At 71.4% G+C, this 11,836-nt stretch carries 11 protein-coding genes and 1 tRNA gene; 6 read left to right on the top strand and 6 right to left on the bottom strand.

Annotation, left to right across the window (positions count from 1 at the left end):
* Both ACE3O1_RS03705 and ACE3O1_RS03700 read left to right on the top strand, forming a co-directional pair.
* Positions 1 to 1,536: adenylyl cyclase (locus ACE3O1_RS03705; protein WP_374312545.1), on the top strand; the 1,536-nt coding region annotated here is incomplete at its 5' end.
* An 89-nt stretch (positions 1,537 to 1,625) separates the two neighbouring features.
* Positions 1,626 to 2,102 (top strand): DUF1294 domain-containing protein, encoded by a 477-nt coding sequence (locus tag ACE3O1_RS03700; protein WP_374312543.1) that lies wholly within the window; start codon positions 1,626 to 1,628, stop codon positions 2,100 to 2,102.
* A 53-nt stretch (positions 2,103 to 2,155) separates the two neighbouring features.
* Here the strand turns inward: ACE3O1_RS03700 and ACE3O1_RS03695 are convergent, their stop codons facing one another.
* Complete coding sequence (locus ACE3O1_RS03695) at positions 2,156 to 3,148, bottom strand: aldo/keto reductase (RefSeq protein ID WP_374312541.1); 993 nt, start codon at positions 3,146 to 3,148, stop codon at positions 2,156 to 2,158.
* A 115-nt stretch (positions 3,149 to 3,263) separates the two neighbouring features.
* Positions 3,264 to 3,340: transfer RNA gene (locus ACE3O1_RS03690), tRNA-Pro, on the bottom strand.
* Positions 3,341 to 3,535: 195 nt separating this feature from the next.
* Here ACE3O1_RS03690 and ACE3O1_RS03685 point away from each other — a divergent pair.
* The 4 genes from ACE3O1_RS03685 (at position 3,536) to ACE3O1_RS03670 (ending at position 7,407) form a co-directional block, all read left to right on the top strand.
* Complete coding sequence (locus ACE3O1_RS03685) at positions 3,536 to 5,602, top strand: hypothetical protein (RefSeq protein WP_374312539.1); 2,067 nt, start codon at positions 3,536 to 3,538, stop codon at positions 5,600 to 5,602.
* A 74-nt stretch (positions 5,603 to 5,676) separates the two neighbouring features.
* Positions 5,677 to 6,264 carry a GNAT family N-acetyltransferase gene (locus ACE3O1_RS03680; protein ID WP_374312537.1) on the top strand — a complete coding sequence of 196 codons (588 nt, stop codon included), beginning with the start codon at positions 5,677 to 5,679 and terminating at the stop codon, positions 6,262 to 6,264.
* 88 nt (positions 6,265 to 6,352) lie between these two features.
* Positions 6,353 to 7,042, top strand: a complete 690-nt coding sequence (locus ACE3O1_RS03675; protein ID WP_374312535.1) for a lysoplasmalogenase family protein — start codon at positions 6,353 to 6,355, stop codon at positions 7,040 to 7,042.
* On the top strand, positions 7,039 to 7,407 hold the full coding sequence (locus tag ACE3O1_RS03670; RefSeq protein WP_374312532.1) for an RNA-binding S4 domain-containing protein: 369 nt from the start codon (positions 7,039 to 7,041) through the stop codon (positions 7,405 to 7,407). Before ACE3O1_RS03675 ends, ACE3O1_RS03670 begins: the two co-directional genes overlap by 4 nt.
* Before the next feature lie 45 nt (positions 7,408 to 7,452).
* Here the strand turns inward: ACE3O1_RS03670 and ACE3O1_RS03665 are convergent, their stop codons facing one another.
* Genes ACE3O1_RS03665 through ACE3O1_RS03650 form a run of 4 tightly spaced genes read right to left on the bottom strand, consistent with a single transcriptional unit; the run spans position 7,453 to position 11,791 of the window.
* Positions 7,453 to 8,352, bottom strand: a complete 900-nt coding sequence (locus ACE3O1_RS03665) for an NUDIX domain-containing protein (protein WP_374312530.1) — start codon at positions 8,350 to 8,352, stop codon at positions 7,453 to 7,455.
* A 59-nt stretch (positions 8,353 to 8,411) separates the two neighbouring features.
* On the bottom strand, positions 8,412 to 9,983 hold the full coding sequence (gene der, locus ACE3O1_RS03660) for a ribosome biogenesis GTPase Der (RefSeq protein WP_374312528.1): 1,572 nt from the start codon (positions 9,981 to 9,983) through the stop codon (positions 8,412 to 8,414).
* A complete protein-coding gene (gene cmk, locus ACE3O1_RS03655; RefSeq protein ID WP_374312526.1) occupies positions 9,973 to 10,692 on the bottom strand; it encodes a (d)CMP kinase in 720 nt (239 codons plus the stop codon). Before cmk ends, der begins: the two co-directional genes overlap by 11 nt.
* The gene (locus ACE3O1_RS03650) at positions 10,685 to 11,791 is read right to left on the bottom strand and encodes a prephenate dehydrogenase (RefSeq protein ID WP_374312612.1); all 1,107 of its coding nucleotides are present in this window, start codon (positions 11,789 to 11,791) and stop codon (positions 10,685 to 10,687) included. Before ACE3O1_RS03650 ends, cmk begins: the two co-directional genes overlap by 8 nt.
* Positions 11,792 to 11,836: the final 45 nt, after the last annotated feature.

The raw sequence follows: 11,836 nt of genomic DNA, 5'->3' as shown, positions 1-11,836 counted from the left end.
CCCACCGACGTCGACGTCAACGGCTCGATCGAGGTCTACAACCGCTGCCTCGAGAACGGCGGCACGTCCAACTGCCTCGCGCTCGTGAACTTCTGGCGCACGATCTCGAACCTCTCGCTGCAGATCAACAGCCTCGGAGACGACGGATGCCGCGGCAGCGCCAACTTCTGGGCGGTGTCGCAGGCCGTCTCGATGCGCCGTCTCGACATCTCCGGCGCGAACCTGTCGCTCATGGACTACTGCACGGCCGGGCCGCAGTACGCCAGCGGCGGCTTCATCGCCGACTCGCGCCTGCCGTTCGTCGTGAGCGGCTCGCAGCAGCAGTGGCTCACACGCAACACCGAGGTCGCCGGCTGGTCCAACGGCGTGTGGAACCAGGTCTTCGCGGGAGTCGTCGGCGCCCCCGACGACGCCGGATTCCCGACCCCGCCCTACACCACCATCGACGAGACGCCCCTCAGCCGCGAGAAGCCGTACCTGTACGTCGACGACGCCGGCCGCTACAACGTGCGCGTGCCGGCCGTCCAGCATGACTCCCGCGGCGTGAGCTGGGCCGACGGTCTCACGCCGGGGCGCAGCATCCCGATCACGGACTTCTTCATCGCTCAGCCGGGCGACTCGGTGAAGGACATCAACAACGCGCTCGCCCGCGGTCAGCACCTGCTCCTCACGCCGGGCGTGTACGACATCGCCCAGACGATCGAGGTCAAGCGCGCGGGCACGGTCGTGCTCGGCATCGGCCACGCGACGCTCACCGCCGTGGGCGGTGCGATCCCGCTGGAGGTGAGGGATGCCGCCGGCATCGTCATCGCCGGCGTCACGATCGACGCGGGCACCGAGCTCTCGCCCGTGCTCCTGCGTGTCGGAAAGGCCCAGGGCGGCAAGCCGCTCGACGCGGCGGACCCGATCACGCTGAGCGACGTGTACTTCCGTGTCGGCGGTCCGCACATCGGCAAGACCACGACCGCACTCGAGGTGAACGCCGACCACGTGCTCATCGACCACACGTGGGTGTGGCGGGCCGACCACGGCATCGAGGGCTTCACCGGCGGCGTGAACGGCGACGACCAGCGGTGGGCCACCAACACGGGCACCAACGGCGTGATCGTGAACGGTGACGACGTGACCGCGACGGGCCTGTTCGTCGAGCACTTCCAGCAGTACAACACCCTCTGGAACGGCGAGAACGGCCGGGTCATCCTCTACCAGAACGAGCTGCCCTACGACCCGCCCACCCAGGCGGACTGGACGCAGCCAGACGGCACCCTCGGCTACCCCGGGTACGTCGTGGGCGCGGACGTGAAGAGCCACCGCCTCGACGGTGCCGGCGTGTACGTCTTCAACCAGAACAACCCGTCGATCATCACGGAGAACGGCTTCTCGGTCCCCGAGACGCCCGGCGTGCAGCTGCACCACATCATGACCGTGAACCTCAGCGCGGGCACGATCCAGCACGTCGTGAACGGCGTCGGCGGGCAGGCCGACAACAGCAACACCGGCGCCCCGCAGTACATCGTGGACTTCCCCACGCCGTAATGCGGGAATCGGATGCCCCGTCCCGGCGCGACCTGCCGGGACGGGGCATCCGTCGTCCCGTCCGCGTGACGGGACCTAGGATCGAGCGCATGTCCCTCGCCTCGGGCAGACGCCCGTCCTCTTCTGTCGAGCGCCCGCGCGATCTCTCCGCTCCGCTGCCGGGTGCGCTCAGCTGGGGCGTGCTGATCGCCTTCGTCGCAGCATTCGCGCTCGCCTTCGTCCTGCTCGGTCTGCCGTGGTGGCTGCCCGCGCTCTACGCCGCGCTCAGCATCGCCGCGTTCGCCGCGTACGGGTTCGACAAGCGGGCAGCGCGCCGCGGCGCACCGCGGGTATCGGAGCAGAACCTGCTCACCCTCGGTCTGCTGGGCGGCTGGCCCGGCGCCCTCGTCGCGCAGCAGGTGTTCCGCCACAAGACGCGGAAGCGCTCCTTCCGGCGGGCGTTCTGGACGACCGTGGTCGCCAACTGCGTCATCGTCGCGGCGTTCCTCGTCCTCGCGACGCTGCGTGGCTGGGACCTCGAGCCGGACTGGCTCGGGGACATCCCCGGGCTTCTCTCGCAGATCTGACGGTTCCGAAACCGCCCGCGCGAGGACGACTGCCCGTCAGTCGAACGTCGCGATCACCACAGCGGGTGGATGGCTTCGCGGAGACGGCGGTCATAGACGTCGCGCACGACGCGGTCGAACGCGGCGACGTCGAATCCGTCGTCGAGCAGCTCGCCCGCCGCGGCGTTCGCATCGGCCTGCCGCACATTGCGCGCACCGGGAATGACGCTCGTCACGCCGGGCTGGGCGGCGATCCACGCGAGCGTCGCCGCGGGCAGGGGAACGCCGTCCGGGAGCGCGGCGGACAGCTCCGCTGCGGCATCCACTCCCTCGTCGAACTCCACGCCGGAGAACGTCTCGCCGCGGTCGAACGCCTCGCCGTGACGGTTGTAGGTGCGGTGGTCGTTCGCCGCGAACGTCGTCGCGGAGGTGTACTTGCCCGACAGCAGGCCCGAAGCGAGCGGCACGCGCGCGAAGATCGCGACGCCCGCGGCGTCGGCGGCGGGAAGCACCTCGTCCAGCGGCTTGAGGCGGAACGGGTTGAAGATGATCTGCACGTTCGTCACGTTCGGACGGGCGATCGCGGCGAGCGCCTGCGCCGTCGTCTCGACCGACACGCCGTATGCGGCGATCGTGCCGTCGGCCACGAGCCCATCCAGGGCGTCGTAGGTCGCGGCATCCTTGATCACGGCTGACGGCGGACAGTGCAGCTGCACGAGATCGAGCGTCTCCACGCCGAGGTTCGCCCGCGAGCGGTCGGTCCACGCGCGGAAGTTCTCGGGCGTGTAGTTCTCGGGTTCCTGCGCGAGCCGACGGCCCATCTTCGTCGCGACCGTGATGCCGTGATCCGTGCGCCCGGCGAGGAACCGGCCGATGATCGACTCGCTTCTCCCGTCGCCGTAGACGTCGGCGGTGTCGAAGAGCGTGACGCCGTGATCAGCGGATGCCGCGAGCACCGCCGTCGCGTCCTCCTCGCTGACCGCACCCCAGTCCGCGCCGAGCTGCCACGTTCCGAGGCCGATCGCCGACACCGCGCGTCCGGTGCGGCCGAGAGGACGATGCTGCATGGGATTCCCTCCGTCGCGGCGGCCCTGCAGACACGCCCCATCCAGCATGGCACGCGTGCAGCGAGCGAGGGCGGGAACGCGAAAGGGCCGGCCTCTCGGCCGACCCTTTCGAATGTGGTCGGGATGACAGGATTTGAACCTGCGACCCCTTGACCCCCAGTCAAGTGCGCTACCAAGCTGCGCCACATCCCGATGCCCGAGCCGGAGCGCGGACAACTCGACCATCCTACCCGGTCCCCGGAGCGCCCGCGAACCGCGCCCCCGATCGACGGCTGGGAAAGCCCACCGCAGAATCGTTATCGAACTCGACCGTGTCGGGACTCCTCGTCTCAATAGAATGTGCCGACTGCGCTGATGCAAGCGCTCCCACAGGATGAGGATCCATCGATGACACACACCCCCGCCCGCGGCCAGGCACCCCTGCGTCCGCCGGCACGCGCGCGCGCCTCGCGCACCCTCACGGCGATCGCGGCCAGCGTCGCCCTCGTGCTCGCACCCGTCCTCGCGACGCCCGCCGCAGCCGTCGATGAGGCGGTCGATCCGACCGCCGTCGTCGCCCCCGCGACCGCGTCGCTCGCCGGCTCGCTGACCGTCGGAAGCACCGTCTCGGTCGAGCACGGCGCCTGGACGCCGTCCGACGCCGCGCTCTCGTACGTGTGGTGGCAGTCGCCTGAGGCGTATCAGGCGCCGGTGGACGGCATCGATCAGAACGACGACGCCGTCGTGATCGACGGAGCGACCACCGCCGAGCTCGCCCTCGACTCCGCGCTCGCCGGGCGCTTCGTGTGGGCGGTCGTGACCGGCAGCGCACCCGAGCTGACCTCCGCCAGCGTGATCGCCGCATCCGCCGGACCGGTCGCGCTTCCCAGCATCCCCTCCGTCCCCGACGTCACGATCACCGGAACGGCTGTTGTCGGCGCGCCCCTGGCTGCCGTGCTGTCCGCCCCTCTGCCCGAGGGCGTGGCCGTCGCCTACCAGTGGCAGCGCACCGGCGCGCCGATCGACGGAGCGGTCGGTGAGAGCTACACCGCCGTCGCCGACGACGCGCTGGCGACGCTCGCCGTGGTCGCGACGTTCACCGCCGACGGATTCAGCCCCACGACGCGCACGAGCACCGGAGTGGTCGTCGCCAAGGCGACCTTCCTCGGCGCACCGGCCGCGACGATGTCGGGCGTGGTCCGCGTCGAGAGCCCGGTGACCGCCGTCACGGGCGCCTGGCCCGAGGGCACGACGTTCGCCTTCAGCTGGCGCTTCGTCGACTCGAAGGGAGTGGAGACGGTGTCGCGCTCCACGAGCCAGGTCTACGCCCCCACGGCGTCCACCCTCGGGCGCAAGCTCAGCGTGGTGATCACCGGCACCGTCCCCGGGCACCTGCCGGTCAGCAAGCGCAGCGCGGCGACGACGATCGCGCCCGGGGTCTTCACCTCGGCGCCGACGCCCACCATCGCAGGGTCCGCCTACGTGGGTGCGACGCTCAAGGCGACGGCCGGCACGTGGGCGCCCACGGCGACGCTGCGCTACCAGTGGAAGCGCGACGGGGTGTCCATCTCCGGGGCGACCGCCTCGTCCTACCGCCTCACGTCCTACGACTACGGGAAGAAGATCACGGTCACGGTCGGCGCGACGCGCACCGGCTACACCAAGGCGGTTCGCACCAGCGCCCCCACCGCGACGGTGCGCAAGCCGTTCACGACGACCACCGCACCCAAGATCAGCGGCACGGCCAAGATGGGCTTCGTCCTCACGGCGGTGCCCGGCACGTGGTCCCCCACCCCGACGTACACCTACCAGTGGAAGCGCAACGGCGTGGCCGTCTCCGGCGCGACCGGCAAGACGTATGCGCTGAAGAGCACGGACGTCGGGAGCACGATCACCGTCACCGTCACGTACAAGCGATCGGGATACTTCACGCGCGTCGTCACGTCCGCTGCCACGGCGACCGTGAAGGTTCCGATCACGACCCGCGACGGCTGGTTCACCGTCGGCGTCGACATCCCCGCAGGCACGTACTACTCGGACGGCGGCAACAGCTGCTACTTCGAGCGCCGCACGAACAAGTACCTCGGTCAGGGCTCCGGCCTCCTGGGCTACCAGATCTGGTGGGACGGTGACTTCGGCGGACAGAAGGTCGTGACGATCTCCGCGAGCGACAAGTACTTCTACACGGAGTCCTGCGGCTCGTGGCAGCCGGTCATGCCCGACCTGCGCACGACGGTCGGCGACGGGACGTGGGTCGTCGGCAAGCACATCGCGACGGGGACGTGGGAAGCCGTCGGCCCGTTCGACGACGACGGCTGCTACGTCGCCGGTCTGGCGTCCTTCACCGGCAGGCCCGACACCGATATCACGGCCGAGTTCATGATCCCGAACGTCGGCGACGTGGTCTACATCGACTCGACCGACAAGGGGTTCGTCACCGACGGGTGCGGCACCTGGACCCGAATCGGCGACTGACGCCGGGCGAGGGGCCGTTCGCGATCGCGAGCGGCCCCTCGCTGCATGTCCGCCCCCGCAGGTAGCGTCTCGGCATGTCGCAGATCACCATCGAACCTGCCACGCCCGACCGGCTCGCCGACGCGCAGCACACGTGGGACAACGGCGGCGACGGTCGCAGCTGCCAGTGCCAGTGGTGGACGATCACCAACGCCGAGTGGAACGCCACGTCCGCCGAGGAGCGCGTGCATCTCTTCCGCGACGAGGTGGAGACGGGCCCGCCGCCGGGGCTGATCGCCTATGTCGACCGCGAACCGGCCGGCTGGGTGCGCGTCGGCCCGCGCCCTCATCAGCGCCGCCTCGCCCGCACGAGGAACTTCGCTGCGCACTCCCTCGAGCCCTGGGACGACGAGTCTGTCTGGGCGGTGAGCTGCTTCGTGGTGCGCAGGGAGCACCGCGGTCAGGGGCTCAACGATCGCCTGCTCGCCGCCGCGGTGGACTACGCCCGCGACGGCGGGGCCCGCGTGATCGAGGCGTATCCGCTCGATCCCGTGCGCGGGGCGAAGAAGTCGTCGAGCTCCCTCTTCCACGGCGTCGTGTCGACATTCGTCGCGGCGGGCTTCCGAGAGGTGGCCCGTCCCCGCCCCGATCTCGCCATCGTGACCCTCGAGCTCGCGGGATGACGGTTACCCGATGTGAAATCAGCACTCCCTGAATCGCCCTGAGCGTGCGACGATGGACTCTTTCCTGCGCGCACATCCAAGGGGGAGCATGCCGCGGCTCTGGATCGCCTTCATTCCGTTCGCCTTCGCGGCCGTCATCCACGTGTGGATGCTGGCCATCGACGCCCAGGACGCCACCGGCCCGACGAAGCTCATGCTCATGCCGTTCCTCGCCCTCGCCGTGGTCTGGGCGGCGCACCGCGAGTGGACGAGCGCGCACACGGTCCTCGTCACGGCGATCGGGCTGTCGTGGATCGGCGACGGCGCAGGCCCGCTCTTCCCCGGTGCCGACACCGTGCCGCTGATGCTGCTGTTCTTCGCCTTCGCCCACGTCTGCTACATCTGGCTGTTCTGGCGCATGCTCCCGGTTCGCCGGGTGCCGCTCTGGGCGGGCGTGTACGTCGTGTGGTTCGTGACGCTCCTGACGGTGCTGTGGTCGGATCTCGGCGGCCTCCTCATCCCGGTGGCCGCCTACGGCCTCCTCCTCGCCGCGACAGCGATGGGGGCGGCACGCTGCCATCCCCTCATCGCCGCGGGCGGCGCGCTCTTCCTGTTCGCCGACTCCGTGCTCGCGTTCGAGCTGTTCCGCCCCGAGGCGCTGCCGGCGTGGTCGAGCCCCCTGGTGATGACGACGTACTGCCTGGGTCAGGCGCTCTTCGCCGCCGGGGTGATCCTCACCGTGCGCGAGCGCCGCGCAGCCGAAACCCCCGCCGCCGTCCCCGCCGAGGCGCTCGCGTGACGGATGCCCCGGCCCGCGTGGACGCGTGGCTGTGGGCCATCCGCGTCTACAAGACGCGCTCCGCCGCGACGGCGGCGTGCCGCGCGGGCCATGTGCGGGTCAACGGCGAGCGGGCGAAGGCCGCACAGCCCGTGCGCCCGGGCGACGAACTGCGCGTGCGCATCGCCGGGTTCGACCGCATCCTGGTCGTGAAGCGGACGATCACCAAGCGCGTGGGCGCCGCACTCGCGGCCGAGGCGGTCGAGGACCGCACGCCGCCCCCGCCCCCGCGCGAACTGGCCGGATCCGTCCCGGTGCGCGACCGCGGCGCAGGACGCCCGACCAAGCGCGAGCGCCGCGACATCGAGCGCCTGCGGGGCCGCTGACCCGCCGCGGTGCGGCCATCACGCCGCGCCGCAGCATCCGTCACCTCATCCCGTGAGGTCGAGCAGCCAGCGCGGACCGCGGACGGCCGCGCGGGCAGCCGTCACGCGCTCGCGAAGTCCGCGGTCGCTCGTGACCACGGTGACCTGCCGCCCGGCGGCGACCAGGCGCTCGGCCTCGGCCACGATCGCGTCGTCGCCGGATGCCTCGGCTCGCACGACGTCGGTTCCGTCGGCGTCCTCCGCCGCGCGGGCCTCGCCCTCGAGCACCACCGACCACTCCGGGAACCAGGTGTGCTCGTCGAGCTCGAGCGCCGCCGCGGGCACACCGGAGGACGCCAGCGCTGCGACCCGGGCCAGCAGGCGGTTCGCGGCGCCCGGCCGGTCGTGCCACCAGCCGTCGGGGACGCTGCCCACCACGTTCGCCGCATCGACGACGACGGCCGGTCGCACGTCCAGCAGTGCGCGCAGGCGCGCCCACGACCCCGCGAACCCCGGATGAAGCGGATGCTGCGCCACGGCGCCGACCGGCACCCACTTGAGCTCCCTGCTCTCGGGGTCGCTGATGATCGGCTCGAACGGGTCCGTCACGTCGCCGACGAGGGTGGCGTAGCTCCAATAGCCCAGATCGAACACGGAGAGCACGCGCGGGCGGATCGAGGCATCCGGCACCCCTGCCTCCTCCACCGCCTCACGCAGCGCCGCGTCGCACGCGGACTCGCCCTCGTGGCGCGCGCCTCCGGGCAGGGCCCACGTGTCGCCGAAGTGGCTCCACGAGACGCGGTGCTGCAGGAGCACCCCTCGGTCGGGGTCGATCGCCAGCAGTCCGGCTGCGCCGAACCTGCCCCAGTACCGCTCCCCCGTCGGCGCCACCACCCACGCGTCACCGGGGTCACGGGGGCCCGATGGGCGTCGCGGCTCACCGGGGGCAGGAGGTTCGATGCTCACCCTGCCAGCCTGTCACACGCGCCGCCGGCGGGCGGAGCGTGTCGGCCCGTGACCCTCGCTCAGCGCTGGCGACGCTCGCGCACGCGCATGTTGGTGACGATCGGCGTTCCCTCGAAGCCGTAGATCTCGCGCAGGCGGCGCTGGATGAACCGGCGATAGCCCGGGTCGAGGAATCCGGTCGTGAACAGCACGAAGGTCGGCGGTCGCGTCGACGCCTGCGTCCCGAACAGGATGCGCGGCTGCTTGCCGCCCCGCAGCGGGTGCGGATGCTCGTTGACGAGTTCGGTGAGGAACGCGTTGAACTTGCCCGTCGGGATGCGCTGATCCCACGAGGCGAGCGCGGTCTCGAGCGCCGGCACGAGCTTGTCGAGGTGACGCCCGGTGCGCGCGGAGATGTTCACGCGAGGCGCCCACGTGACGTGCGCGAGGTCCTGCTCGATCTCGCGCTCGAGGTACCGGCGGCGGTCCTGACCGTCCATGTCGTCGTCGTTCAGGCGATCCCACTTGTTGTAGGCGATGACGAGGGCGCGGCCCGATTCGAGCACGAGGTCGATGATGTTGAGGTCCTGCACGCTGACCGGCTGCGTGACGTCGATGACGACGACCGCCACCTCCGCCTTCTCCAGCGCGGCCGAGGTGCGCAGCGAGGCGTAGAAGTCGGCGCCCTGCTGCAGGTGCACGCGGCGACGGATCCCCGCCGTGTCGACGAAGCGCCAGAGCTTGCCGCCCAGCTCGACGATCTCGTCGACCGGGTCGCGCGTGGTGCCCGCGAGCTCGTTGACGACGACGCGCTCCTCGCCGGCGGCCTTGTTGAGCAGCGACGACTTGCCGACGTTGGGCCGCCCGAGGATCGCCACGCGGCGCGGGCCGCCGATCTCGGCCTTGGCGACCGCCGACACATCGGGCATCACCTTCACGACCTCGTCCAGGAGGTCGGCGACACCGCGGCCGTGGATGGCCGAGACGGGGTGGGGCTCGCCGAGGCCCAGGTTCCACAGCGCGGCTGCCTCGGGCTCCTGGCGCGCATCGTCGATCTTGTTCGCGACGAGGAAGATCGGCTTGCCGCTCTTGCGGAGCAGCCGCACGACGTGCTCGTCGGTGGAGGTCGCGCCGACCATGGCGTCGACGACGAACAGCACGACGTCGGAGAGATCGATCGCCACTTCGGCCTGCGCGGCCACGGAGCGGTCGATGCCCCGCGCATCCGGCTCCCAGCCGCCGGTGTCGACGAGCGTGAACCGACGCTCCATCCACTCGGCCTTGTAGGTGACGCGGTCGCGGGTCACTCCAGGAGTGTCCTCGACGACAGCCTCGCGGCGGCCGAGGATGCGGTTGACGAGCGCCGACTTGCCGACGTTCGGGCGTCCGACGATCGCCACGACAGGGAGCGCCGGCAGGAACTCGATTCCGTCCTCGCCTCTGATGACGCCCTCGAGGAGGGCGGCGTCCTCGTCGTCGAGCTCGTAGTCCGCGAGACCGGCGCGCAGGGCGGCGGCACGCTGCTCGGCGAGCTCCTCGTCGAGATCGGCGAGATTCTCGGCGAGGTGGTCCTCGCCGGCTTCGTACTCTTCCACGTCGTGGCTGTCAGCGGCCCCGCCGCTCTCCGTCGGCCCTTGGCTCTCAGCGGCCATTGTGCGCTCCCGTCTGTGCAGGCACGTTCGTGCGGATCACGCCGATCACGGCGTCCACGGTCTGATCGAAATCGAGGTGGGTCGAGTCGACGACCTCGACGCCGGGTGCGGCGGAGAGGAAGTCGACGACAGCGGAGTCGGAGGCGTCGCGCCTGTGCAGCGCGGCGGCGACCGCCGCGGCATCCTGTCCCGTCAGCTCGGCGCTGCGACGCGCCGCGCGCACCTCTGGGGCGGCCGTGAGGAGAATGCGCACGGGCGCGTCGGGGGCGACGACGGTCGTGATGTCACGGCCCTCGATCACGACGCCGGGACGGGCGGATGCCGCCACCAGCGATCGGAAGAGGGAGTTGACCGACTGCCGCACGGCGGGCACGCGGGCGACGCCGCTGACCGCATCGGAGACGCGGGGCTCGCGGATCGCCTCGGTCACATCCGCGGCGCCGACGCGCACCCAGAACGCATCGGGGTCGAGCGAGATCGCGTAGTCGAAGTCGCCCATCACCTCGAGCACGGCCGTCGCGTCCGACGTGTCGACACCGTGCGCGAGCGCGTGCCACGCGAGCGCCCGGTAGGCGGCGCCGGTGTCGAGGAAGCCGTAGCCCAGTCGCCGGGCGACCTGCTTCGAGACGCTCGACTTGCCGCTGCCGGCGGGACCGTCGATCGCGACGATGAACGGCTCGGTGAACGAGCCGGTCGAGTAGTCAGTCATTGGTGGTGCTCGCAATCTTCCAGCCGCGGGCCTCGAGGCCCTCCACGGCGCGTCTGACCGCACTGGGCACGACGCTGATCTCGGCCAGGCCGAACTGGGCGCCGGGCGAGTGCTCCAGGCGCAGGTCCTCGACGTTGACGTCGAGCTCGCCGAGCTCGCCGAAGAGGCGCCCCAGCTGGCCGGCGGTGTCGTCGACCATCACCACGACCTGTTCGAAGCGGCGGTTCTGGCCGTGCTTGCCGGGGAGGCGCTCGACGCCCTCGTTGCCGCGGCGGATGGTGTCGGCCACCGCACGGCGGGCGCCGGGCGCGTCGGGGCTGCGCAGCGCGTCGGCGACGGATGAGAGGTCCGCCGCGAGCGCGTCGAGCAGGTCGACCACGGGAGCGGCGTTGGCGCCCAGGATCTGCACCCACAGCTCGGGGGCGGATGCCGCGATCCTCGTGGTGTCTCGCACGCCCTGGCCCGCGAGGCCCAGCGAGCCCTCGGGCGCGTCGACGAAGCGACCGGCGAGAAGGCTCGCGACCAGCTGCGGCACGTGCGACACGAGCGCGACGGCGGCGTCGTGCTCCTCCGGCGCCATCTCGATCGGCATGGCGCCGAGGTCGAGCGCCAGCGCCTCGACGACGGCCAGGTCGCCGGGCGTGGTCTCGCCGTCGCGGCACACGACCCAGGGACGGCCGATGAAGATGTCGGCGCGCGCCGAGATGGCTCCCCCGCGCTCCCGGCCGGCCAGCGGATGCGAGCCGATGTAGTGGGTGAGGTCGACGCCGCGCGCACGCAGCGTGCGCAGCGGCTCGAGCTTGACGCTGGCGACGTCGGTCACGACCGCGCGCGGGAATCGAGCGAGCTCGCGCTCGATGACGTCGGCGGTGACGTCTGGCGGCACCGCCACGACGATCAGGGTCGGGTCGTCATCGGCGGCGGCCGGGCGGCCGGCGCCGTAGTCCACCGCGAGGCGCAGCTGGGCGGGAGAGGTGTCGTCCAGTGCGACGTCGACGCCCAGCGCGGTGAGCGCATGGCCGATGCTGGCCCCGAGCAGCCCGGCGCCGACGATGCGCACGGTGCCCTGCACGCGCGCGGCGCGCGGGCGTGCGGACATGGGCGTGGACTCGGTCACTCGTTCTCCTGGTGGCTCCGCGGGTCG

The sequence above is a fragment of the Microbacterium sp. genome (assembly GCF_041909575.1).
Lineage (GTDB): Bacteria > Actinomycetota > Actinomycetes > Actinomycetales > Microbacteriaceae > Microbacterium.
This window is presented reverse-complemented; position numbering and strand designations above follow the sequence as displayed.

Excerpts from the sequence above, each read along its gene's own strand:
- ACE3O1_RS03680 (WP_374312537.1), top strand. The coding sequence starts at position 5,677 with ATGTCGCAGATCACCATCGAACCTGCCACGCCCGACCGGCTCGCCGAC.
- ACE3O1_RS03650 (WP_374312612.1), bottom strand. The coding sequence starts at position 11,791 with ATGTCCGCACGCCCGCGCGCCGCGCGCGTGCAGGGCACCGTGCGCATC.
- der (WP_374312528.1), bottom strand. The coding sequence starts at position 9,983 with ATGGCCGCTGAGAGCCAAGGGCCGACGGAGAGCGGCGGGGCCGCTGAC.
- ACE3O1_RS03700 (WP_374312543.1), top strand. The coding sequence starts at position 1,626 with ATGTCCCTCGCCTCGGGCAGACGCCCGTCCTCTTCTGTCGAGCGCCCG.
- cmk (WP_374312526.1), bottom strand. The coding sequence starts at position 10,692 with ATGACTGACTACTCGACCGGCTCGTTCACCGAGCCGTTCATCGTCGCG.
- ACE3O1_RS03675 (WP_374312535.1), top strand. The coding sequence starts at position 6,353 with ATGCCGCGGCTCTGGATCGCCTTCATTCCGTTCGCCTTCGCGGCCGTC.
- ACE3O1_RS03695 (WP_374312541.1), bottom strand. The coding sequence starts at position 3,148 with ATGCAGCATCGTCCTCTCGGCCGCACCGGACGCGCGGTGTCGGCGATC.
- ACE3O1_RS03685 (WP_374312539.1), top strand. The coding sequence starts at position 3,536 with ATGACACACACCCCCGCCCGCGGCCAGGCACCCCTGCGTCCGCCGGCA.